Genomic DNA, 23,235 nt, shown 5'->3' with positions numbered 1-23,235 from the left:
TTGCTAGCGAGGCACCATGAACAATCGTCTGCCGCCCGCATGGTCCAAACACATCAAACCTGGCCCCACGCCGAAACCAAATCTGCCGACGGCAAATTCGCTTTCACGTCGGCAGGCTGACGAAGCGCTGCTGCAACAGGCTTACGCCTTCCAGCAGGCCAAGCGCCTCAACGAAGCTCAGGACCTGTGCCTGCGAGTTCTGTCGCGTACACCAAATCACCCCCTCGCTCTGTATATTCTGGGGACCATTTGCCTGGGCTATGAGGATGAGGCGGCTTTGCGATATTTCGCGCGAGCGGTCGATGCGGAACCCAAGAACCCCTATTACCATCTTGGTCTGGCCTCGGCCTATGTGAAGGTAAGCGAGTATTCGCCAGCAATAAAGCATATGCAGCATGCCTTGGAGTTGCAGCCAAACCTTATCGAGGCGCTTTGTGCATTGGCGGATGCTTATGTTGAGTTTGACAAGCCCGATATGGCTTTGCCGCTGTATGAGAAGGCACTGAAAATCAACCCGGATCATCCCAAGGTGCGGATCGGACTGGCTAGTGCGCTTACCAGTGTGGGACGGATGGAGGAAGCCGCTGGTTACCTCCATCAGTCAATTGAACGTCGCATCGCTGTGCCGACAGCCTACAACGAACTTGTCCAGACGCAAAAGTTCACGGAAGAGCCCAAAGAGCTCAAATCCATCCTTGGTGAACTCGGAAATCCCAAGCTCGACCCGGACGGAGCGGAAAAGCTCCATCTGGCGGCCGGTAAGGTGCTGAACGACCTCAAGCGCTACAAAGATGCGTTCGAGCATTTCAACAAGTCGAAACAGGTCTCCGGCCGTAACTTCGATATCGATCTTTATCGTCGCTGGGTTGATGCGCTGATCGAGACTTTCACGCCTGAGATGCTGGCTGCCAGGACTGGTTTTGGAAATCCATCCGAAGTTCCTGTGTTCGTGGTCGGCATGCCTCGCTCGGGAACGACGCTTACGGAGCAGATTTGCGCAAGTCATCCCGATGTCCATGGCGCTGGCGAACTTATGAAGCTCAGGCGGGTCGCCAATGCGATCGGACTTAGAAAGTCGTCGGCCAGGGATTTGAACCAGGCGATCGCGTCGATCACAAAAAACCTGTCCGGAACATTGGCTGAAGAGCACTTGGCTTATCTGAGCGAGCGGGCACCTGCCGCCCGTCGGATCGTGGATAAGATGCCGCATAATTTTGAACTGATCGGTTTGATCGGCCTTCTCTTCCCCAACGCGCGCATCATTCATTGCCGTCGTGATGCGATCGACAATTGCGTCTCTTGCTTTGTCTTGAGATTCGGCGAGGGACACGCCTACAACACCGACCTGAGAATGCTTGGCCTGTACTACCGCGAGTATGATCGGCTGATGCAGCATTGGAACAAGGTTTTTCCGGGCCTGATCTTCGAAAACAGTTACGAGACACTGGTCGAGGATCAGGAAGCGCAGTCCCGCCATCTGATAGATTATCTTGGGCTGCCTTGGGATGACGCCTGCTTGCGCTTTTTCGACAGGGACAGTTCGGTCAATACGCCCAGCCGCTGGCAGGTTCGTCAGCCGATCTACAAATCTTCCGTCAAGCGTTGGAAAAATTATGAGACGGAGATTCAGCCGCTTATTGAAGCGCTGGGCGACCTTGCGGACATCTAACAACAGCTTGCGGCTCGGAATTGGAAGCTGCGGCAAAGAGTGCCGCGTCTGTTGTGATCAACACCCCTGCTCGAGCAAAAAAAGGCCTCGCGGCCAACGCATGGGCTGTCTGCTGTAAGCCGTCGATATGGTCAGACGTTCTGGATTCGATTGGCTTTTTTTGCTAGCTAGGAATGATGAATAGTCGTCTGCCGCCTGCGTGGTCCAAACATCTCAAAACCGCCGCCGCTCCGAAACCTGGATTGCCACGGCCAGCTCTGGCAAATCCGCCGAAAACAAATTCGTTTGCACGCGCACAGGCTGACGATTTGTTGCTGAAGCAAGCCTATGAACATCAACAGGCCAAGCGGCTTGATGAGGCTCAGAACCTGTGCCTGCAGGTTTTGGCGCGCACGCCAAACCATGCGCTTGCGCTCTATATCATGGGCACCGTCTATCTTGGCTATGATGACGAGGCGGCTCTGCGTTATTTCGCCCGCGCTGTCGGCGAGGAGCCCAGAAATCCCTATTATCATCTTAGCCTCGGTGAGGCCTATGGCAAGGTGAGCGAATTTTCAGCCGCGATCAAACATATAGAATATGCCTTGGAAGTGCAGCCCGATCTTGTAGAGGCCCTGTGTGCCCTCGGTCGCGTTTATACCCAGTTCGACAAACCCGACCTGGCCTTGCCGCTTTATGAGAAGGCGATGAAAATCAACCGCGACCACCCCAAGGCGCGGATCGGAATGGCAGCCTCGCTCACCGGCCTTGGGCGCATGGAGGAGGCCGGCGTCTATCTCAGACAGGCGATCGAACACCGCATTGACGTTGCGGCGGCTTATTACGACCTCGTGCAGAGCCGAAAGTTTACCGAAGAGCCTGCGGAACTTCAATCGATCCTTCGCGAACTAGACGGTCCGCGACTTAAATCGGAGGCCGTGCAGAATCTGCATTACGCGGCCGGCAAGGTGCTGAACGACCTCAAGCGCTACGCCGAGGCGTTCGACCATTTCAACAAGGCGAAACAGGCCGCCGGCTACAAGTTCGACATTGATCAGTATCGTCGTTTCGTGGATCTGACCATTGAAACCTTCACGCCGGATCTGTTTGCCGCGAGGTCCAGCTATGGGAACCCTTCCGAAGCACCTGTGTTCGTGGTCGGGATGCCGCGCTCCGGGACGACACTGACCGAACAAATATGCGCCAGTCATCCCGATGTTCATGGCGCCGGAGAGCTTAGCAAACTGAGGCGGGTAGCGAACGCGATCGGTCTGAATCCCTCGGCTTCTGATTTCAACAAGCCGATCATGACGGTCACCGAAGGCTTGTCCAGGACGTTGGCCGAAGAGCATCTTTCCTATCTGCGGGAGCGCGCTCCGACCGCGCAGCGAATCATCGATAAAATGCCGCACAATTTCGAGTTGATCGGCCTCCTCACCCTGCTCTTTCCCAATGCCCGCATCATTCACTGCCGCCGCGATGCGATCGACAATTGCGTTTCATGCTTTGTCCTGCCTTTCAGCTCGGCACATAGTTACAATTCAGACCTGCGGGCACTCGGCCTCTATTACCGGGAATATGACCGCTTGATGCGTCACTGGAACGAGGTTTTCCCCGGTCGGATCTTTGAAAATCGCTATGAGACGCTTGTAGAGGATCAAGAGGCGCAGTCGCGCCGGCTCATCGATTATCTCGGCCTTCCCTGGGATGACGCATGCCTGCGCTACTTCGATAGGGAAGGGGCGGTCACCACGCCCAGCCGCTGGCAGGTTCGCCAGCCGATCTACAAATCTTCCGTGAAGCGCTGGAAGAATTACGAGGGCGAGATCGCCCCCTTGATCGAAGCCTTGGGTGATTTGGCGGACATCTGATCTTCAGTAAGGCCGCTTTGAGGGCATGGCAGTGCGCCAGGAGGCAACGCGTTGAAGGCGCGTCGTTGGTTCTGCTGTGCATGAACTTTTTTGGGTGCCGTAATCGTATCAAGCCGATTTCAGCAAAGAGGTATCAGCATCGCCTGACCTAAATCGGTATCTATGTCCTAAGATCGTGCTCCAGTCGAGCGCCGCGGCTGGCTTGAGTCCGAATCTGCGCGGTGCGGTGTGGTAAGTTCGCGATTCCTGACGTTCTCGGTCGGAACTGCTTCAAGACAATCAGATAGGGCCGCCAGCTGTTCGCGGAAGGGCGATAAGTCGCCACGGCTTGGCGGCAAGCTCGCGCAAGATTTGCATGTCAAACGAAAAACCCGGCGATTGCCCGCCGGGTTCTCCTTTCCTAGAAATATCTGGTCTTAGAAGTCGCGCTGGAAGCGGATGAGGCCGCCGACGCTGTTCTTCTTGGTAGCTCCAGTCCAGTTGGAGTTGTCCAAATCACCGAACCTGCCGTCGTGGAGGTAATCAACTTCGCCGGTGACCGTGAAGCCCGGAACGAGCGTGTAGGCAATGTTCGCCGCGACACCGTAGTTCTTGAACTGATCGCCCGATACCTGCGCGTTGAAGGACGCCTTGTCGGTGAACTTGTAAGTACCGCCAGCCCAGAAAGCCCAGTGACCGCCCCAAGGCTTGTAGAAGGAGCGAGCGAGTCCAACATCGCCAAGTTTGCCGTCGCTGCCGTAACCGACCATTCCGAACAAGGACAGTTCATTGGTCACGTTCACATCGAGGCGAACCTTGCCGGACACATTTTCGTAGTTGCTGTCATAAGCAACGACGCCGACGATGTCGCCCCAGCCCTGCGTGTACTTCACGCCGCCGACAACATGCGGAACATAGCTGTCGATCGTGCCCACGCCATAACCATTGTAGTTGGTAGCGGAAGCAACGGAACCACCCGAACCTTCTTCCAGCGAGACGACTGCCGAGAAACCGTTGCCGGCATCGAAGTAGTACTGGATCTCATTTGTCTGGAACCCGCCGTAAGGAACCAGCGTATCCTGGATGACGTTGCCGGCATAACCGACGAACGTGTCGAAGGCCGATTCGTCGAGACCGACGCGCAGACCGCCGAGCTGGGCCCATGCGAAGTGCAGATCGAAGGCCTTGTTGCCGGCAGCGTTGACTCCAAATCCGTCATAGCCAGCATCAGCGTTATGGTTGCCGAAATTCATGCGCATTTCGGTGTAGGTCTTCAAGGTGCCGAGTTCGGTTTCCTGGCCGGTCCAGGTCTTAAGCGTGAAGCGCTCATTCTTCAGCCATGTGCCCTGGTCCTTGCCGCTCGTGACATCGCTTGTGCGAGCACCATCAAACGAACCGATATCGCCGCCGGAGGCATCATAACGGATGTAGCCGCCGATGCGCAGGCAGGTCTCGGTGCCCGGGATGTAGAAGTAGCCAGCGCCGTAGACGTCGCAGATCTTGACGTATTCAGCGGGTTCCGGCTCGGCGACGACGACGGCGTCGGCGGCGCGCGCACCGGAAACTGCGATCAGGGCCGCAGCGGAGCCGAGGAGAAGGCTCTTAATGTTCATTTTCTGACCTCCAGTCAGAATCGAAGGCGGAGGTCAGAGAAAAACAGATTCAATGGCTGTTTTTCGTTTTATATCAGACAGATAGCATTCTTTGGTCGTCAGCGGCGCTCGGTTCGCCAGAATCGCTGCTAGCAAAAGCCTTGCCCGATCCGGTCTTGAAATACCGCTCCAACTGCCGTGCACTGGCCTCGGTTTCGACCGCAATATACGTCTTCAAGGCGACAGGCAGATGAGCCTTGGTCGATGCCACATAGCCTGATTGATGTGATTCGAACCGGCGTCGAAGGTCGTTTGTCGACCCGACATAGACGTCACCGTCATGGAGCTGCGGGAAATAAACGTACCACATAGTCCCCCTACGCTACTCCGTAGCTTCGGGCTACACCCTACGCCCTTCGCGCGCTGGGGTGGCCTGCCACCCGAAGCCCAAAGGGCGTAGGGTGGCGGAGAGGATGGGATTCGAACCCACGAGAAGCTTTTGACCTCTACTCCCTTAGCAGGGGAGCGCCTTCGACCACTCGGCCACCTCTCCGTTGCGCCGGTGGATAAAGAAAAGCGCCGGCACAATCAACAAGCCCGCGCCATTATATGGAAAAATAACAGCGGGCCGGAACGGCGGGTTTACCTGGTACGGCCGTTTTGCGGCAACTCCCTGGCTGGTGACTCGCGGCCCTGCCATGATTCCGTCGGCCGATTGCCGGATTCAGCGCGAAATGAGCTGATACGGCAGGCCTGATGGTTAACAAGAGGTTTCTGAGTGAGGCCAAATCGTGTCATTTGTGCAACAACGCCGGGGGATAGCAGCCGAACAGTCCTTTCGCTTGTACGATCGTTGTTGAACGCCGCCGGCTCATGGGTAATGTCGGTTTCGAGGAAGCGGCGCGGTGCGCATCTTTTTCGGTAGTGGGGATGGGGCAGGGAACGCTGTCCTTCAGCAAAGAATACCCAGACCCGTTTTTTAACTTTTGACTGGAGGTCAGAAAATGAACATTAAGAGCCTTCTCCTCGGCTCCGCTGCGGCCCTGATCGCAGTTTCCGGTGCGCGCGCCGCCGACGCCGTCGTCGTCGCCGAGCCGGAACCCGCTGAATACGTCAAGATCTGCGACGTCTACGGCGCTGGCTACTTCTACATCCCGGGCACCGAGACCTGCCTGCGCATCGGCGGCTATGTCCGTTACGACATCGGCGCTGGCGATATCGGCTCGTTCGATGGCGCTCGTGCTACCGACGTTAAGAGCGGCAAAGACCAGGGCACCTGGAAGAAGAACGCCCGCTTCGCGCTGAAGACCTGGACCGGCCAGGAAACCGAACTCGGTACTTTGAAGACCTACACCGAGACCCGCTTCAACTTCGGCAACTCACGCGACAGCGGCCGTGCTTCCTATGACCTCGTAAACGATAGGTACGTTGCTGGCGCTGGCGCCGGCGGTTCCGTCTCGCTGAACTTTGCCTGGATCCAGCTCGGTGGTCTTCGCGTCGGTAAGGACGAGTCGGCCTTCGATACGTTCATCGGCTACGCCGGCAACGTCATCCAGGATACACTGGTGCCTTACGGTGGTTTCGACACCAACGTCGTGCAGTACTACTTCGACGCTGGCAACGGCTTCTCGGCTGTCGTCTCACTCGAAGAAGGTTACGGAGCTTATACGATCGACAGCTACGTTCCGCATGTCGTCGGTGGCGTAAAGTGGACGCAGGGCTGGGGCGCCATCACCGGCGTCGTTGCTTATGACAGCAACTATGAAGAAGTCGCGGGCAAGGTTCGCTTGGACGTCAACGTCTCCAGCGCACTGTCGCTGTTCTTGATGGGCGGCTACGGCTCGGACAGCAACTACACGGATGGAAGCTATTTCCTCCCGGCTGGCGGTCGCGGCATGTACAAGCAGTGGAGCGGCAACTGGGCAGTTTGGGGCGGTGGCTCGTACAAGTTCAACGAGAAGACCTCGTTCAACGCCCAGGTGTCGTATGACGAGGGCAAGAACCTCGGCGTCGCTGCGAACATCGCCTACGACGTGGTTCCCGGCTTCACGGTCACGGCCGAAGTTGACTACCTCAACGTCGGTAACGACACCGTGTCGAACTGGACCCACGCCGAGAAGAAGAGCAACATCGGCGGTATCCTCCGCTTCCAGCGCTCCTTCTAAGGGCTGGTGCTCTACAAGTGAAATCCAGCCCGGGCGCACAAACGCCCGGGCTGTTTTTGTTTCGTGACTGGGTCAACGCAAACGAAGGAAGAGGGGGAATCGGTAGCTGAACAAATCCGCAGAGTGATTTCGTGGGATTCGCCAATGGGCGGATGAGATCACAACCGCGTGATTAAAACTCTTGAAAGGACGCTTCCAAGCGGATAGGGCTGATCCATCCACTCGGGGGTGCGACGAATTATGACCAACGAAGCGATCCAGGAGGCTAGCCCCTCAGATCCGTTTTCGATGTTTTCTTCTCAGAATTCGAAGATCAAGTACACCTATAACAAGATAAGAGAAGTAAAGTCGTACCGAGTCGGAGAGCTTTTTTCAGCCTATCGGGACATACTGTGGGATGACGGGCGGCATAAATACAATGTCAGCTCATTCATCGGCGAAATAGATGAAATTCTCCTTGGGGAGCGTTTCAGCGCCTTTGACCAGAGTACCCTTGATAACCTTATCGGCACCTTGCGCCAGCGCGGCAACAGCAACGCAACCATCAATCGAAAGATGGCTGCTCTCAGCAAACTGCTGCGCAAGGCCTACAAGATGGGAGATATCCACAGCCTGCCCGAGTTCCGCCGCCAGAAAGAGCGGGCGGGACGGATTCGGTTCCTTGAGAGGGACGAAGAGGCAAGGCTGTTCGCCGCCATCAGAAGCCGCAGTGAGGATGCCTACAGGCTTTCCGTCTTCCTGGTCGACACCGGATGCCGTCTCGGCGAAGCGCTCGGGCTGATCTGGAACGACATCCAGGAACATCGCGTCAGTTTCTGGATCACCAAATCCGGCCGCAGCCGTACCATTCCGATGACCGAGCGTGTCAAGGAGGTCATCAGGCTGCCTCCGGCCGAAGGGCGCCGGCCCAAGGGCCCGTTCACCAAGCTCAGCCAGGCACAGTTCCGTGCCATCTGGAATGACGCGAAGGCCGAAGTCGGTCTTGGCGCCGACGACCAGGTCGTGCCGCACATCTTGCGTCACACCTGCGCCTCGCGCCTTGTCCAGGGCGGCATCGACATCAGGCGCGTGCAGATGTGGCTTGGCCACCAGACTCTTTCGATGACCATGCGCTACGCGCATCTGGCCACCAACGATCTCGACGGCTGTGTCGTCGTGCTGGAAACGCCGCGAAGCGAGGATGCGTCGCGCGGTAATGAAAGCTCGGCCTTCTCTTCCCCGCTGACAGCGCCTTCGGCGCCTAAGCCGGGCAAAACAAGCGAGGCGGGTGCGGCGAAGCCGGCAAAAGCCTTGCGGAAAAGCTCAAAGGCCAAATAATTCCAACAGGCGCGGCTATACTGTTGCTGTGACCCCAGGGCTAGATCTGGTCTTGGGGTTACTTTATTCAGTCTTGGCGTTCAGCCCGATCAAGAAAGGCCGCTATATCGCCAGGCAGACTGCTGGTTTCGAGGAATGGTGCGTGCCCCTGACCCTCGACGGTGATCGTCTCCATGCCGGGATGGCGTTTTTGCATGTCCTCGAGCGTTGCGGTGGAGAGCAGTTTGGAATTGCCGCCGCGGATGGCAAGCAATGGCACGGCGACCAGCGCATCGAATTGCGGCCACAGATCCGGCAACGGCTTGCTGAAATCGATTCCGGCCAGAGTGTCGATCAACGCCGGATCGAAATCGGGCACCAGTCCGCCATCCGTGTTGCGGTAGAGCGCACCCACCATCCGAGCCCAGTCCGCATGGGTAAGGGCCGGAAAGTCGCCGCCATGCGTGCGCCGCTGCGCGTCCACGGCTTCATCAAATGTCTTCGGCTTCGGCGAGCGCTCAAGATAGGATCGGATGTTGGCAAAGCCTCCGGCTTCGATCACAGGTCCGATGTCATTGAGCACAATGGCTTTCAGCACCGCCGGCTTCAATGCCCCGAGCACATGGATGATCAGGCCGCCGCGCGAAGTGCCGATGAAAGCTGCGTGGTCAATGCCAAGTGCCGCGAGCCCGGCCAGGACATCGCCGGCTTCGACACCGACATTATAGTGGGCGATGTCGGGATCGTAGGCCGACATCGCTCGCCCTCGATAATCGAAAGCCACGACCTGGCGTGCAGTGCCGGCGCGCTGCGACAGATAGAGCGCAAGATAATGAAAGTCGCGAGCATTGCGGGTCAGGCCGGGCAGGCAGACTACCGGCCAGTCGCTGGTACTGGCCTTGCCGTAGACGCGGGCGTGAAGCTTCAACCCGTCCGGCGCCGCATAAAAGAAGTCGGTGAAGCCTTTGTCGCTCGACATTTAAAATGCTGCCCTGGCTGGATAGACCAAAGACAGCTACAGGCGAGGGCAGCGCTGGTCAAATGAAAGACGCTCATTGCCTTCTTTCTCACGGGAAGAGGGGAAGCCTCAACTGCGTCCGTTCACCAGATCTCCGACGATGTCGTATTTGCCGGAAATACGCATCTTGTAGACTTCGTAATTCTCCATCACGCGCTGTACGTAACTTCTTGTTTCCGTGTAGGGAATCCGCTCGATCCAGTCCACCACCGCATCGATGTCCTTGCCACGCGGGTCGCCGTATTTCGCCACCCACTGGCTGGCCCGGTTGGGGCCGGCATTGTAGCCGGCGAAGGTGAGCACATAGGAGCCGTTGAAGCGGTCGAGCTGTTCGCCAAGGAAGGCTGAACCGAGTGTCGCATTGTAGCCGGCGTCGGTGGTCAGCCGGACCTGCGAAAACTGCAATCCGGCCTTCTTCGCCAATTGCTTGGCCGTCCCCGGCATTAGCTGCAGCAGCCCACGCGCGCCGGCACTTGATACGGCGCCGATGTTGAATTCGCTTTCCTGGCGGGCGACCGCATAGGCCAGCGCCTTGCCCGAACCGGAAATATTGGCCGAATCAGGGATAACGCCGAGCGGATGCGACAGCGCGCCGACATCGATGCCGCGCGCGCCGGCGATCTTGCCGACTTTCAGCGCCATGAAATGGTTGCGCTGCTTCTCGGCGAGGACCGCGAGCAGCGCCAATTCGCCCGGGCTGGTCAATTGCCCGGCAAGGTCGCGATAAAGCGTTTCGGCATAGCGGTCGTAGCCTGCCTCCTGCAGGCGTTTGATGGCGCTGACGGCCTCGCGGTCGGCAAAGTTCTGCCGGTCGGCAGCGCTTGGCTGGGGATAGACGATATTGAGTGCCTGGCGGCCGACGCGTTCGGCGGCAAGCTGGCCGTAAAAGGTCGTGCCATAGGCAGCCGCACGCCCAAAATAGTCCCTGGCATTGCCCGGCCCGCCGACTTCCGCCGCACGACCGAGCCAGTAATAGGCGCGCGACAATGTCATCGGCCCCTGCGCCAGTTCGGCGATGCGCGAAAAATGCGTGGCGGCAAGCTTGGGGTCGTTGAGGCCGCGCAGCGCATACCAGCCGGCGTGGAACTCGGCCTCGGCCGCATTGGCCGCGCTTTCGGCGGCATGCGTGGCGACGATCCGATAAGCCGTCTTCATGTCGCCCTGGTCGACCAGTTCGCGCGACAGCACCCGGCGTTCGACCCACCAGGCGTCCGGATCGACCAAAGCCTCGCGGTCCGTCGGCGCCTTCATCACAATGGCGGCGGCGCCGGCAAAATCTTCCTGCTTGCGAAGATATTCGGCCTGCGCGAAGAAATAGCCGGCCGACCGCTGCGATGCCGGCACTGCCTTCAGCAGTTTCAGCGCGTTCTTGTCACCTCTGTCGGCCGCGGCCCAGGCATCGGCGAACTGCTGGGCGCCGGCCAGGCCGGCAACCCGCAGGGCGGAGTTCACCCGATCGGCATAGAACATACGATCCATGCGAAAACGGTGGTCGGCGGCGGGGATCAGACCGCCGAACTCCTTGATCAACGCCGTCTCGTCCTTGGCTTCCAGAATCGCGGTGCGCCAGAACGGCGACAGCACCGAGCGTGCCGCCTTGGCGTTGCCCTCCGCCACATAGGCGCGAGCGAGAACCATGACGCCTTCGAACGTTTGCGGCTGGCTGCCATTGAATGCCGCAATGACGATCCCGGGGGCGGGGTTCTCCCGATAGAGCGCGCGCTCGCTGTTCTTGCGCAAGGCGACGGTGCCCGGCCAGTTGGGCAGCATCCTCGCGGCCGCGGCGATATCGCCGCTCGGAACCTTGTCGCCGCCGTAAAGGGCGATCGCCCAAGCCAGAATATGCAGGTCGAGCGATTGAGCCGGAAGCGCGTCGCGCACAGCGCGGGCGCCTGGAATATCGCCGGCCGCCAGTGCGTCCAATCCGCTCTTCAACATGGCGACGCCGGGTGAGGGCGCCTGCTGCGCCCCGTCCTGCGGGCTGGGCATCGGGATTGCCGAGGTGACCTGCACATCCACGCTGCCGCTGATCGCCACACCGGGCATCAGCGCGGCGATGGCGCCAAGCAGCGCGAAGAGGTGGGGCCGACTGGCCGGCATGATCTCGTGTCTTTCCTAATCCAGCATTTTACCAGAAGGCGAAGAAGCCTCGAAGCCTAAACTTAGGTCGTGAAGGGCCCGTAAACAAAGAGTTATCGAGGCCGTTCGAATTGCGCTTGCTGGCACCATGGCAATGCTTGCCGCGCAACCATGTCGAGACTATGGTGCGCGGCTTCGCTTTCGGCTAGAAGGCGCACGACAAACCGACTGATAAAACCCAAGAAGTCCCAAGGAGTTGGACGACATGCTGAGAGGCTCGCTTACTGCGCTCGTGACACCGTTCGAAAAGAGCGGGCGTTTCGACGAGAAAGCCTTTCGCGCATTTGTCGAATGGCAACTCGCGGAAGGCACGACAGGCCTGGTTCCCGTCGGCACGACCGGCGAGTCGCCGACCCTGTCGCATGATGAGCATCGCCATGTCGTCAAGGTCTGCATCGAGGTGGCCAGGGGCCGTGCTCCGGTCGTCGCCGGCGCCGGTTCCAACAACACCGCGGAAGCAGTCGGGCTCGTGCAATATGCCGAGAAAGCCGGTGCCGACGCCGCCCTGGTCGTCACGCCCTATTACAACAGGCCGACACAGCGCGGCCTCTACGAGCACTTCGCCGCCGTCGCCAGGGCGACGAAGCTGCCGATCATCATCTACAACATACCGCCGCGCTCGGTGATCGACATGATGCCGGAGACGATGGGCCGGCTGGCGCACGACTTCAAGAACATCGTCGGCGTCAAGGATGCGACCGGCAAGGTTGAGCGTGTGTCCGAGCAGCGCATGACCTGCGGCAAGGATTTCATCCAGCTGTCCGGCGAGGATGCTTCGGCGCTCGGCTTCAACGCCCATGGCGGTGTCGGCTGCATCTCGGTGACGTCGAATGTCGCGCCGCGGCTGTGCGCCGAATTCCAGGAAGCGACGCTGTCCGGCGACAGTGCAAAAGCGCTTGAGTTGCAGGATCGCCTCTTGCCGCTGCACAAGGCGATCTTTCTCGAACCCGGCGTGTCCGGCGCCAAATACGCGCTGTCGAAGCTCGGCAAGGTCGAGAACGTGCTGCGTTCGCCGCTGGTCACGGTCGAGGAGTCGACCGCGGCAAAGATCGATGCGGCCATGAAGCACGCCGGCTTGATTAATTGAGGATGAGGCGCCACCTCTCCACATCATGAATCAAGTCAGAAAAGCCGATCCCAACAACAAGACCGTTGCGGAGAACCGCAAGGCACGGTTTTCCTATGAGGTGCTCGACACGATCGAGGCCGGCTTGGTGCTGACAGGCACCGAGGTCAAGTCGCTGCGCCAGGGCCAGGCCAACATCCAGGACAGCTACGCTTCGGTCGAAGGCGGCGAGATCTGGCTGATCAATTCCTATCTGCCGGAATATCTGCAGGCCAATCGCTTCAATCACGAGCCCCGGAGGCGCCGCAAACTCCTGCTCAACAAGCGCGAGATGGCCAAGCTGTCGCAGAGCGTCGACCGCGAAGGGATGACCCTGGTGCCGCTAAAGATCTATTTCAACGACCAGGGCCGCGCCAAGCTGCTGCTCGCCGTCGGCCGTGGCAAGAAACTGCACGACAAGCGTGAAACCGAAAAGCAGCGCGACTGGTCGCGCGAGAAGGGCCGGCTCTTGAAGGAGCGTGGGTGAGAGACACCGGGCGGTAGCCCTGGAAAAGCCAGCCGTTTGGCTTTCAAGTTTCGAACACACGGAGCTAGAAAATACCCGGAAGAGGGTCGTCTTGAAGAACCGGATAATCCTCTGGGGGTCGGTCAGCCTGGTCTTTGCAGCGCTCGTCGCCGCCGGTGGCTTCGTCTACTTCCACACATACTCCCCGGACCGTGTAAAATATCCGGTCAGAGGCATCGACGTTTCCCACCATCAGGGCGAAATCGACTGGCGGCGCGTTGCAGCCGACGATGTCGCCTTCGCCATCATCAAGGCGACCGAGGGTGGCGATCACGTCGATCGTGCCTTTGCCACCAATCTGCGTGAGGCTCGCGCGGCGGGGCTCGCCGTCGGCGCCTATCATTTCTTCACCTTCTGCCGGCCCGGCGCCGACCAGGCGAAGAATTTCATCTCGGTCGTGCCGCGGGATCAGCCCTTGCTGCCTCCGGTCGTCGATATCGAGTTCGGCGGCAACTGTCCGCAGCGTCCATCGCCCGAACAATTGAATGCCGAGCTCCAGGCTTTCCTCGGACCTGTCGAGACGGCGTTCGGCAAGACGGCGATCGTCTATCTGACCGATGAGGCCGAGGCTGCCTATGCCGGGCAGATCGCCGCGCGCCCGCTGTGGCTTCGCTCACTGCTGATGGAACCGGACCGCCACGACTGGATCTATTGGCAGTATCACAACAGGGGACGCGTGGATGGCATCCAGGGTGACGTCGACCTGAACGTTTTGCAGGGCGGGTCGGAGAAATTGGCGGCGCTGCTTGCATCGGCGCATTGAGGCCTTCCGGCCGAAGCGATCGGGATTGCGGGTCCGAATCGGTTTCTTCACAAGCCGGGCTATGCCGTTGCAAATAATGACGATCCGGCGCGCCGCTGGCATCGCCAAACTACCTTGGTTGCACGTCTTGCCATTGCTGAGCAGCGGCCGCTTCAAGCCGCGGCGGCCTGGGAAACCTCCGGCGCCAGCGTCACATTCGCATCGCCCCAAACTTTCAGGGCCGTTATGACCGGCTCCAGGCTTCTGCCGCGCGGGGTCAGGCTGTACTCCACCTTCGGCGGCACTTCCGGATAGATCTTGCGGGCAATCAGCCCATCGGCTTCCAGTTCGCGCAGCTGGTTGGTCAGCATGCGCTGCGTGCAGTTGGGAATGCGCCGGCGTATCTCGTTGAAGCGCAGCGTGCCCTCGAACAGATGGTAGAGCACGACGCCCTTCCACTTTCCGTCGATGTAGCGGAGCGTTCCCTCCACGGCGCAGCCGGGGCTGCAATCGAATCGCTCATGGCGAATGCGCGGCATGACGGTATCCTTTTCGACACTATGTGCTTTATATGTGCATTCTTGCGCTTGGCGCGCATAGTCCGCATCTCTGCCCCAGACAAAGCTCAACAGCAATCGCGGAGACAAAAATGCGCGCCGTCGGCTATCAGATCCCAGCTCCCATCACCGATGAGGCCTCCCTCGTCGATATCGACTTGCCCAAGCCGGAGCCGAAAGGCCGTCAACTGCTGGTCGAGGTGAAGGCGATCTCCGTCAATCCGGTCGACACCAAGATACGCCGAAGTGCCAGGCCCGAAGCAGGAACCTGGCGGGTGCTTGGTTGGGATGCCGCCGGTCGGGTCGCTGCAACGGGTCCGGACACCAGCCTGTTCAAGCTCGGTGACGACGTCTTCTATTCCGGTGCGCTCGCGCCGCAAGGCACCAATGCCGAATTCCACCTTGTCGATGAGCGCCTTGTCGGTCGCAAGCCTGGCTCGCTCGACTATGCGCAGGCTGCCGCGCTGCCGCTGACGGCCATCACTGCCTTCGAGGCGCTGTTCGACCGTCTTGACGTGAAGAAGCCTGTCATGGGCGCCGCGAATGCCATCGTCATCATCGGCGGCGCTGGCGGCGTCGGCTCGATCGCGGTGCAGCTTGCGCGCCAAATGACCGATCTGACGGTGATCGCCACCGCATCGAGGCCCGAGACACGCGAATGGGTGCTCGGGCTTGGTGCCCATCATGTCGTCGATCATTCCAGGCCGCTGGCCGCCGAAGTCGCCGCGCTGGGCATCGGCGCACCAGCCTTTGTGTTCTCGACAACCAACACCGACCGGCACCTGGCCGAGATTGCCGAATTGATCGCTCCGCAGGGCCGGTTCGGCTTGATCGACGATCCCCAGACGCTCGATATCAATCCGTTCAAGCGCAAGAGCGTTTCTGTCCATTGGGAGCTGATGTTCACGCGCTCGCTGTTCGAGACGCCGGACATGGCCGCGCAAGGCGAGCATCTCAACGAACTGTCACGCTTTGTTGACGCCGGCACCATCCGCACCACGCTGGGCGAAACATTCGGCCGTATCAACGCCGCCAATCTGAAGCGCGCCCATGCGCTGATCGAGACCGGCACCGCCAAGGGCAAGATCGTGCTGGAGGGGTTTTAGAGCAATTCCGGGAAAGGCGCGTAGCGCTTTCCCCTTTGGAATCGCGTCAAGAACAGCACGCCGTCATTTCCGCAGGAACGTCGCGATCTGGCTGAATACATTGACGAACATGGCTTCCGTCAAAACGCCGGTATTGGTGTTGTAGCGCGAGCAATGATAGCTCGAAAACAGCGTGATACCGCCGGCCTCCATCTGCCCGCCATGTCTAAACGGATAGGCGGCGACGCGCTCGCCCAGCGCGCGCACGGTCGACTGGTGCGCGATCGATCCCAGCGCCAGAACGGCGCGCAGGTTCGGAAAGCGGGCGATGGTCGGCACCAGGAATGTTCTGCACGTCGAAATCTCGGCACCGACCGGCTTGTTCTCCGGCGGCACGCAGCGCACCGCATTGGTGATGGCGGTGCCGACAAGCTCGAGCCCGTCATCGGGCCGTGCCTTGAATTCACCGCGTGCAAAACCGTGCGCGATCAGCATCGAGTAGAGCAGGTCGCCGGCATAGTCGCCGGTGAAGGGGCGTCCGGTGCGGTTGGCGCCGCGCAGGCCGGGCGCCAGCCCGACGATCAGTAGCTGGACAGTGTCCTCGCCGCCCAGTGGCAGGAAGGTTGGCACCGGTGCGTTGAACCATGACGGCTCGCGCTGCCGCCATTCGGCAATGAAGTCATGCAGCCGCGGGCAGAGCGGGCAGTCGCGATCGGGTTCGGCACGGGAGAGGGCGATCAAGGCGACCGACCTCAGTAGTCGTCCTCTTCGACTTCAGCCGGTTCGGGCCGGCGCACCGGCCGTTCGGAGGGATCGCGGCCGACTTCGTTCTTCAGCGTCGTCAGGTCGATGAAGTGGTCCGCCTGGCGGCGCAGATCGTCCGAGATCATCGGCGGCTGGGAGGCCATGGTCGAGACGATCGATACCTTGCGGCCGCGCCGCTGCAGCGCCTCGACGAGCGTGCGGAAGTCGCCATCGCCCGAAAAGATGACATAGTGATCGACGACGTCGGCGAGTTCCAGCGCATCGACGGTGAGCTCGATGTCCATATTGCCTTTGATCTTGCGGCGGCCGGTCGAGTCGGTGAATTCCTTGGCTGGCTTCGTCACCACCTTGAAGCCGTTATAGTCGAGCCAGTCTATCAGCGGGCGGATCGAGGAGTATTCCTGATCCTCGACCAGCGCCGTGTAATAATAGGCGCGCAGGAGATAGCCGCGCTTCTGGAAGCTGGACAGCAGCTTGCGATAGTCGATGTCGAAGCCGAGCGCCCGCGACGTGGCGTAGAGATTGGCACCGTCGATGAACAGGGCGATTTTTTCACGAGGGTCGAACATGGAAAATAGTCCTTTTTCGAAAATGCGGTCGTCTAAACGAAATGCGGTAGCGACTATTGGTCAGGCTCATAATAAACCGGCTGACCCTGGCCATCCGAGATAACGCCAGTTTGGGGGCAATCCAAGGCGTGATGGGGCAGTGCAAGCAATTGTGATCGCTGCGCTGAACTGAGGGCGCGGTCCGGTTTTGCCAAATCCGGTGTCTGAACAGGGGATTGGGTGCCCAATGCTCCCGCCAATGCCATGATGCTTGTATTTTGGCGACGTTCGGGTTATGGACCGCGCCTGTTTTCCATTAAATCCAGGCATGAAAGGGGCAGTCCATGGCCCGCGTAACCGTTGAAGATTGCATCGACAAGGTCGACAACCGCTTCGAGCTGGTGCTTTTGGCCGGCCACCGTGCTCGCCAGATCAGCCAGGGCGCGCAGATCACCGTTCCTCGCGACAACGACAAGAACCCCGTCATCGCCTTGCGCGAGATCGCCGACGAGACGCTGTCGCCCGACGATCTCAAGGAAGACCTGATCCACTCGCTGCAGAAGCATGTCGAGGTCGACGAGCCCGAAGCCGATGGCGAGGTGATCGCCGATCAGACCGGTGGTGCCGTCGCGGCCGCCGAAACCGACGATGCCGAGGACAACATCACCTTCGATCGCATGACCGAGGAAGATCTGTTGGCCGGCATCGAAGGCCTTGTGCCGCCTGAGAAGAGTGACGATTACTGAGAGAGTTTTCTGGACCTGCGCGGAACACGCTTCCGGCACTTCCGTCTCGGCAGTTTCGTGGCTATCTATGACATGCGCCGTACAGCAGTGCGGCGCATGATTCATGTCATCGCCGAGAGATTCCGCCCATGATGCGTCAGTATGAGCTTGTCGAGCGCGTCCAGCGCTACAAGCCTGACGTCAACGAGGCATTGCTCAACAAGGCCTACGTCTATGCCATGCAGAAGCATGGCCACCAGAAGCGCGCTTCCGGCGACCCTTATTTCTCGCATCCGCTCGAAGTCGCCGCCATTCTCACTGAAATGCACATGGACGAGGCGACGATCGCCGTTGCCCTGCTGCACGACACCATCGAGGATACCACGGCGACGCGGGCCGAGATCGACGATCTGTTCGGTCCCGAAATGGGCAAGCTGGTCGAGGGCCTGACCAAGCTCAAGAAGCTTGATCTCGTGTCGAAGAAGGCGGAACAGGCGGAAAACCTGCGCAAGCTTCTGCTGGCGATTTCGGAAGATGTCCGCGTGCTGCTGGTCAAGCTTGCCGACCGGCTGCACAACATGCGCACCCTCGACCATATGCCCGAGGCCAAACGCCTGCGCATCGCCGAGGAGACGATGGACATTTACGCGCCGCTGGCCGGGCGCATGGGCATGCAAGGCATGCGCGAAGAGCTGGAGGAGATCGCCTTCCGCTTCATCAATCCGGAAGCCTACCGCGCCGTCACCGCACGGCTTGCCGAGATCTTCGAGCGCAACAAGGGCGTGCTGACCGACATTGAAAAGGCGCTGTCGGCGCTGTTTGAAAAGCATGCCATCAACGCCAGCGTGAAGAGCCGACAGAAGAAGCCTTGGTCGGTGTTCCGCAAGATGGAGGCCAAGGCGCTGTCCTTCGAGCAACTGTCCGATATTTTCGGCTTCCGCGTCGTCGTGGATACGGTCGAGGACTGTTACCGGGCGCTTGGCGCCATCCACACCACATGGTCGATGGTGCCGGGGCGCTTCAAGGATTACATCTCGACGCCGAAGCAGAACGACTACCGTTCGATCCACACCACCATCGTCGGGCCGTCGCGCCAGCGCGTCGAATTGCAGATCCGCACCCGCGAGATGAACAAGATTGCCGAATACGGCGTCGCGGCCCATTCGATCTACAAGGACACCGGCGGCAAGACGAACGGCGCCGGCCACGCGATCTCGAAGGAGACCAATGCCTATGCCTGGCTGCGGCGCACCATCGAGCAACTCGCCGAGGGCGACAATCCCGAGGACTTTCTCGAAAACACGAAGCTGGAGCTGTTCCAGGATCAGGTGTTCTGCTTCACGCCGAAGGGTATGCTGATCGCCTTGCCGCGTGGCGCTACACCTATCGACTTCGCCTACGCCGTGCATACCGATGTCGGTGACACCTGCGTCGGTGCCAAGGTCAATGGCCGCATCATGCCGCTGATGACGGAGCTGAAGAACGGCGACGAGGTCGAGATCATCCGCTCCAAGGCGCAGGTGCCGCCGGCCGCGTGGGAATCGGTCGTCGTCACCGGCAAGGCGCGCGCCGCCATTCGTCGTGCCACCAAGAACGCCATCCGCAAACAGTATTCGGGCCTCGGCGCGCGCATTCTGGAGCGCGCCTTCGAGCGGGCCGGCAAGAATTTCACCAAGGAAAGCCTGAAGCCGGTTCTGCACCGGCTGGCGCGCAAGGACATCGAGGACGTGCTGGCCTCCGTCGGCCGTGGCGAATTGGCCTCCACCGACGTCATGAAGGCGGTCTTCCCCGACTACAAGGACGAGCGCGTCACGCCCGCGGCCCCCAAGCAGCGCGAGGAAGGTTGGTCGAAGATCCGCAACGCCGCCGGCATGCTGTTCCAGATTCCCGGCCGCGCGGCGCGCAAGGACAAGGACCAGCCACGCGACGGCGCCGTGCCGATCCGAGGCGTGCGCGGCGACCTGCCGGTGCGCTTTGCGCCGGAGGGTGCCGTGCCCGGCGACCGCATCGTCGGCATCGTCCAGCCGGGCACCGGCATCACCATCTATCCGATCCAGTCGCCGGCCCTGCAGGCCTTCGACGACCAGCCCGAGCGTTGGATCGACGTGCGCTGGGACATAGACGAGCGCACCAAGGAACGGTTCCCCGCGCGTGTCTCGGTCACCGCCATCAATGCACCGGGATCGCTCGCCGACATAGCCCAGGTCGTCGCGTCCAACGACGCCAACATTCATACGCTGTCGATGGTGCGCACCGCGCCCGACTTCACCGAAATGCTGATCGATCTCGAAGTCTGGGATCTGAAGCATCTCAACCGGCTGCTGTCGCAGCTCAAGGACAATTCCAGCGTCAGCGATGCACGGCGCGTGAACGGTTAAAACAATAGCTGCTGGGGGACCTGATGGACACCGATGAAGTGCTGGGCATTTTCCGCGAGGCTGGCGCTGTTCTGGAGGGGCATTTCATCCTGACGTCGGGCCTGCGCAGCCCGGTCTTCCTGCAGAAGGCGCGAGTGTTCATGCATGCCGACAAGACCGAACGGTTGTGCAACGCGCTGGCCGAGAAGATCCGCGCCGCGGTGCCGGGCAAGATAGACTATGTCGTCGGCCCGGCGATCGGCGGCCTGATCCCGGCCTACGAGACCTCGCGTCATCTCGGCGTGCCGGCGATCTGGGTCGAGCGGGAAGGGGGCGAGTTCCGCCTACGCCGTTTCGAGATCGCTCGGGGCGCGCGCGTCGTTATCGTCGAGGACATCGTCACCACCGGCCTGTCGATCCGCGAAACCATCGAGTGCCTGCGCGACCTTGGCGCCGAGGTGGTGGCCGCGGCCTGCATCATCGACCGTTCGGCCGGGAAGACCCATGTCGGCGTGCCGCTGATCGCACTCGCCGAATACGAGGTTCCGGCCTATCCGCCGGACCGGCTGCCGCCGGAGCTTGCCGCGATACCCGCGGTCAAGCCCGGCAGCCGCAATATCTGAAGAGGAGGTCGAAATGATCGTTGGCATCGATCATTTCGTGTTGACGGTGGCCTCGCTCGAGGCGACCTGCGCCTTTTACCAGCGCGTGCTGGGCTTTGGGCGCATCGATGCGCCGGGGCGGCCGACGGCGCTGGCTTTTGGCGGCCAGAAGATCAATGTCCATGAGATCAGCCGCACTTTCGAGCCCAAGGCGAAGTCGCCGACGCCGGGCTCAGGCGATTTCTGTCTGATCACCGAACAGCCGCTCGACGAAATCCTTGCCCGTCTCGAAGCCAATGGCGTTGTGCTCGAATTGGGACCGGTCGAACGCATCGGGGCACGGGGGCCGATGATGTCCGTCTATTTTCGCGACCCGGATGGCAATCTTGTCGAGGTCAGCCGATACCTGCGGTAGTATCTCAGGCATTCGACTGCGGCAAAAGCCGAAGGCACTTCTCAAATTCGCCGTGATTGTCCGGTTGGAAGCGTGAACCTTACCAAGAATTATGGCGGTGCGGCCGCCGTGCAGGCGGCCTTCGGTTGTTGTCGGGGTTACGTATCGCTATATCAAGGTTGCGATTGCCTTTCAGTGGCCGCAAAGCGCAAGATGTGGCGGTTGAAGCCCGGCTGGAGACAGCTGGCATGTAAGCTGTAAAGTATCGGGAATAGGAAGAGAGTGCTTTTTCGTCGCCGCAAGCCTGATGGTCTCCTGGAGCGGGTGCGCACCTATCTGTGGCCGCGCCGTTCGTTCTCGCGCTCGCTGCAATATTTTTCCAAGCGCATCCTGCGCCTGAAGGCCACGCCGCATGCGGTGGCCGCCGGGGTGGCGGCTGGTGTCTTCGCCTCGTTCTTTCCCGTGGGCTTCCATTTCATCATTGCCGCCGTTCTGTGTTGGGTTATCGCCGGCAATCTGGTGGCGGCGGCGCTCGGCGCTGTCTTCTTTGGCAATCCGCTGACTTTTCCCATTCTTTGGGGCGCTTCCTGGGAAACCGGCAAGCTAATCCTGCACGATCGTCTTCCGGCGCATGGCCCACCGGCTCATCTGGGCGAGATGATGCACAAGCTTTCCTTCGCGAAACTGTGGCATCCCGTTCTGGAGCCCATGCTGATCGGCGCGGTACCGCTCGGGCTGGTGTTCGGCCTCCTGTTCTACGGTATCACGCGCTGGGGCATGAATGTCTTCCGCGAGCAAAGGCGCAAGCGGCTGGCAGAGCGCGCAAGCCGCCGTGAGCAGTCGGCCCATCCCGGGGCAGGCATCGGTTCAGCCGCCCGATGATCATCGGCATCGGCAGCGATCTGATCGATATCAGGCGCATCGAGAAATCGCTGGAGCGTCATGGTCAACGCTTCGTCCAGAGAATCTACACCGAGGTCGAACAGGCGCGTTCGGAGAGCCGCGGCGCCCGCGCCGCCTCCTACGCCAAGCGCTTCGCCGCCAAGGAGGCTTGCGCCAAGGCGCTGGGTACCGGTCTGGCGCAAGGCGTCTTCTGGCGCGACATGGGCGTCGTCAACCTGCCCAGCGGCGCGCCGACGATGGCGCTGACGGGCGGAGCGCTGGCGCGGCTGCAAAAGATACTGCCCCGAGGCCATCGGGCAGCGATCCACCTCACCATCACGGATGATTTCCCGCTCGCTCAAGCCTTTGTGATCATCGAGGCGTTGCCCGTCGAAGAAGCGCCACATTGATTGCATCTGACGTCCGGCATTGACGTTGCCCAGCGCGCGCCGAGACTCTATACATCCAACGCACAATCGAGGACGACATGAGCGTGGCTGAAAAATCCCAGAAGAAATCCGGCGGGCTTGGCGAAACCGTCAGCGTCATCGTCCAGGCGCTCTTGCTCGCGCTCGTCATCCGCACGCTCTTGTTTCAGCCCTTTTCGATCCCGTCGGGATCAATGCGGCCGACGCTTCTGGAAGGCGACTATCTGTTCGTCACCAAATGGTCCTACGGCTATTCGCGCTATTCGTTGCCTTTCGGCCCCGATCTCTTCTCGGGCCGTATTTGGGGCTCCGAGCCCAAGCGCGGCGATGTGGTGGTGTTCAAGTTCCCGCCGGATCCGTCCGTCGATTACATCAAGCGCGTTGTCGGCTTGCCTGGTGACAAGATCCAGATGAAGGATGGCCAGCTGTTCATCAACGGCGTCGGCGTGCCGCGCGTGAAGACCGGCCAGATCGACAATCCCGATATCACCGAAATGCCTCAGCCGATCGACGTCTACAGGGAAACCCTGCCCAACGGCGTCAGCTACGACACGCTCGACCTCAATCCGAATTCGATCGGCGACAACACGCGTGAATTCGACGTGCCGCCCGGTCACTATTTCATGATGGGCGACAACAGGGACAATTCCGCCGATAGCCGTTTCACCGTCGGCTACGTTCCCGCCGAGAACCTGGTTGGCCGTGCCAACCTCGTCTTCTTCTCGATCGCCGGCAAGGCAAGCCCTCTCGAAATCTGGAAATGGCCGTCGCTGATGCGCGTTTCGCGCCTGTTCCATTTCGTCAATTAGGG

22 protein-coding genes and 1 tRNA gene are annotated in these 23,235 nt (G+C 60.3%); 15 read left to right on the top strand and 8 right to left on the bottom strand.

Annotation, left to right across the window (positions count from 1 at the left end; translation table 11 throughout):
- The first annotated feature begins 16 nt into the window (after positions 1-16).
- Both EB815_RS27050 and EB815_RS27045 read left to right on the top strand, forming a co-directional pair.
- Positions 17-1,669 carry a tetratricopeptide repeat-containing sulfotransferase family protein gene (locus EB815_RS27050; protein ID WP_056563475.1) on the top strand — a complete coding sequence of 551 codons (1,653 nt, stop codon included), beginning with the start codon at positions 17-19 and terminating at the stop codon, positions 1,667-1,669.
- Positions 1,670-1,845: 176 nt separating this feature from the next.
- Positions 1,846-3,519 carry a tetratricopeptide repeat-containing sulfotransferase family protein gene (locus tag EB815_RS27045; RefSeq protein ID WP_056565583.1) on the top strand — a complete coding sequence of 558 codons (1,674 nt, stop codon included), beginning with the start codon at positions 1,846-1,848 and terminating at the stop codon, positions 3,517-3,519.
- 416 nt (positions 3,520-3,935) lie between these two features.
- Here the strand turns inward: EB815_RS27045 and EB815_RS27040 are convergent, their stop codons facing one another.
- From EB815_RS27040 to EB815_RS27030, 3 genes are all read right to left on the bottom strand, one after another.
- Positions 3,936-5,111: a porin gene (locus EB815_RS27040; RefSeq protein WP_065004963.1), complete on the bottom strand. Its 1,176-nt coding sequence runs from the start codon at positions 5,109-5,111 to the stop codon at positions 3,936-3,938.
- Between the two features lie 73 nt (positions 5,112-5,184).
- Entirely contained in the window at positions 5,185-5,460 is a 276-nt protein-coding gene (locus tag EB815_RS27035) for a GIY-YIG nuclease family protein (protein ID WP_056563472.1), read from the bottom strand.
- Positions 5,461-5,552: 92 nt separating this feature from the next.
- Positions 5,553-5,643, bottom strand: a tRNA-Ser gene (locus tag EB815_RS27030).
- 451 nt (positions 5,644-6,094) lie between these two features.
- Here EB815_RS27030 and EB815_RS27025 point away from each other — a divergent pair.
- Both EB815_RS27025 and EB815_RS27020 read left to right on the top strand, forming a co-directional pair.
- Positions 6,095-7,255 (top strand): porin, encoded by a 1,161-nt coding sequence (locus tag EB815_RS27025; RefSeq protein ID WP_065004964.1) that lies wholly within the window; start codon positions 6,095-6,097, stop codon positions 7,253-7,255.
- Between the two features lie 240 nt (positions 7,256-7,495).
- The gene (locus tag EB815_RS27020) at positions 7,496-8,572 is read left to right on the top strand and encodes a tyrosine-type recombinase/integrase (RefSeq protein ID WP_171883322.1); all 1,077 of its coding nucleotides are present in this window, start codon (positions 7,496-7,498) and stop codon (positions 8,570-8,572) included.
- A 67-nt stretch (positions 8,573-8,639) separates the two neighbouring features.
- On the opposite strand, the gene EB815_RS27015 is transcribed toward EB815_RS27020, so the two are convergent.
- Both EB815_RS27015 and EB815_RS27010 read right to left on the bottom strand, forming a co-directional pair.
- Complete coding sequence (locus EB815_RS27015) at positions 8,640-9,530, bottom strand: alpha/beta fold hydrolase (RefSeq protein ID WP_065004965.1); 891 nt, start codon at positions 9,528-9,530, stop codon at positions 8,640-8,642.
- Between the two features lie 108 nt (positions 9,531-9,638).
- A complete protein-coding gene (locus tag EB815_RS27010) occupies positions 9,639-11,669 on the bottom strand; it encodes a lytic transglycosylase domain-containing protein (protein ID WP_065004966.1) in 2,031 nt (676 codons plus the stop codon).
- A 244-nt stretch (positions 11,670-11,913) separates the two neighbouring features.
- Here EB815_RS27010 and dapA point away from each other — a divergent pair, with 244 nt between their 5' ends.
- The 3 genes from dapA to EB815_RS26995 all read left to right on the top strand — a co-directional run bounded on the left by dapA (position 11,914) and on the right by EB815_RS26995 (position 14,102).
- Positions 11,914-12,795 (top strand): 4-hydroxy-tetrahydrodipicolinate synthase, encoded by an 882-nt coding sequence (dapA, locus tag EB815_RS27005; protein WP_056563464.1) that lies wholly within the window; start codon positions 11,914-11,916, stop codon positions 12,793-12,795.
- A 25-nt stretch (positions 12,796-12,820) separates the two neighbouring features.
- On the top strand, positions 12,821-13,300 hold the full coding sequence (gene smpB / locus EB815_RS27000) for an SsrA-binding protein SmpB (protein WP_006202221.1): 480 nt from the start codon (positions 12,821-12,823) through the stop codon (positions 13,298-13,300).
- A 91-nt stretch (positions 13,301-13,391) separates the two neighbouring features.
- Positions 13,392-14,102, top strand: a complete 711-nt coding sequence (locus EB815_RS26995; RefSeq protein ID WP_056563461.1) for a glycoside hydrolase family 25 protein — start codon at positions 13,392-13,394, stop codon at positions 14,100-14,102.
- Positions 14,103-14,254: 152 nt separating this feature from the next.
- Here the strand turns inward: EB815_RS26995 and EB815_RS26990 are convergent, their stop codons facing one another.
- Positions 14,255-14,620, bottom strand: a complete 366-nt coding sequence (locus EB815_RS26990; protein ID WP_171883321.1) for a winged helix-turn-helix transcriptional regulator — start codon at positions 14,618-14,620, stop codon at positions 14,255-14,257.
- A 110-nt stretch (positions 14,621-14,730) separates the two neighbouring features.
- Here EB815_RS26990 and EB815_RS26985 point away from each other — a divergent pair, with 110 nt between their 5' ends.
- Positions 14,731-15,744 carry a zinc-binding alcohol dehydrogenase family protein gene (locus EB815_RS26985; RefSeq protein WP_065004967.1) on the top strand — a complete coding sequence of 338 codons (1,014 nt, stop codon included), beginning with the start codon at positions 14,731-14,733 and terminating at the stop codon, positions 15,742-15,744.
- A gap of 63 nt (positions 15,745-15,807) precedes the next feature.
- Here the strand turns inward: EB815_RS26985 and EB815_RS26980 are convergent, their stop codons facing one another.
- A complete protein-coding gene (locus EB815_RS26980) occupies positions 15,808-16,464 on the bottom strand; it encodes a uracil-DNA glycosylase (protein WP_065004968.1) in 657 nt (218 codons plus the stop codon).
- Between the two features lie 11 nt (positions 16,465-16,475).
- On the bottom strand, positions 16,476-17,057 hold the full coding sequence (locus EB815_RS26975; protein WP_056563452.1) for an NYN domain-containing protein: 582 nt from the start codon (positions 17,055-17,057) through the stop codon (positions 16,476-16,478).
- A 323-nt stretch (positions 17,058-17,380) separates the two neighbouring features.
- Between EB815_RS26975 and rpoZ the strand changes: the two genes are divergently transcribed.
- The 7 genes from rpoZ to lepB all read left to right on the top strand — a co-directional run bounded on the left by rpoZ (position 17,381) and on the right by lepB (position 23,233).
- Positions 17,381-17,782 carry a DNA-directed RNA polymerase subunit omega gene (rpoZ, locus tag EB815_RS26970; protein ID WP_056563448.1) on the top strand — a complete coding sequence of 134 codons (402 nt, stop codon included), beginning with the start codon at positions 17,381-17,383 and terminating at the stop codon, positions 17,780-17,782.
- A gap of 128 nt (positions 17,783-17,910) precedes the next feature.
- Positions 17,911-20,139: a RelA/SpoT family protein gene (locus EB815_RS26965; RefSeq protein ID WP_056563445.1), complete on the top strand. Its 2,229-nt coding sequence runs from the start codon at positions 17,911-17,913 to the stop codon at positions 20,137-20,139.
- Between the two features lie 23 nt (positions 20,140-20,162).
- The gene (pyrE, locus tag EB815_RS26960; RefSeq protein ID WP_056563441.1) at positions 20,163-20,741 is read left to right on the top strand and encodes an orotate phosphoribosyltransferase; all 579 of its coding nucleotides are present in this window, start codon (positions 20,163-20,165) and stop codon (positions 20,739-20,741) included.
- Positions 20,742-20,754: 13 nt separating this feature from the next.
- The gene (locus EB815_RS26955; protein WP_056563438.1) at positions 20,755-21,135 is read left to right on the top strand and encodes a VOC family protein; all 381 of its coding nucleotides are present in this window, start codon (positions 20,755-20,757) and stop codon (positions 21,133-21,135) included.
- A 261-nt stretch (positions 21,136-21,396) separates the two neighbouring features.
- Positions 21,397-21,996: a DUF2062 domain-containing protein gene (locus EB815_RS26950; protein ID WP_056563435.1), complete on the top strand. Its 600-nt coding sequence runs from the start codon at positions 21,397-21,399 to the stop codon at positions 21,994-21,996.
- Positions 21,993-22,406: a holo-ACP synthase gene (gene acpS / locus EB815_RS26945; protein WP_056563432.1), complete on the top strand. Its 414-nt coding sequence runs from the start codon at positions 21,993-21,995 to the stop codon at positions 22,404-22,406. Before EB815_RS26950 ends, acpS begins: the two co-directional genes overlap by 4 nt.
- Before the next feature lie 77 nt (positions 22,407-22,483).
- Positions 22,484-23,233 (top strand): signal peptidase I, encoded by a 750-nt coding sequence (lepB, locus tag EB815_RS26940; protein ID WP_056563428.1) that lies wholly within the window; start codon positions 22,484-22,486, stop codon positions 23,231-23,233.
- The last annotated feature ends 2 nt before the right edge of the window (positions 23,234-23,235 follow it).

It is taken from the genome of Mesorhizobium loti (assembly GCF_013170705.1).
GTDB lineage: Bacteria > Pseudomonadota > Alphaproteobacteria > Rhizobiales > Rhizobiaceae > Mesorhizobium > Mesorhizobium loti_D.
The sequence above is the reverse complement of the archived record's forward strand: the minus strand, read 5'-3'. Positions and strand labels throughout refer to the sequence as shown.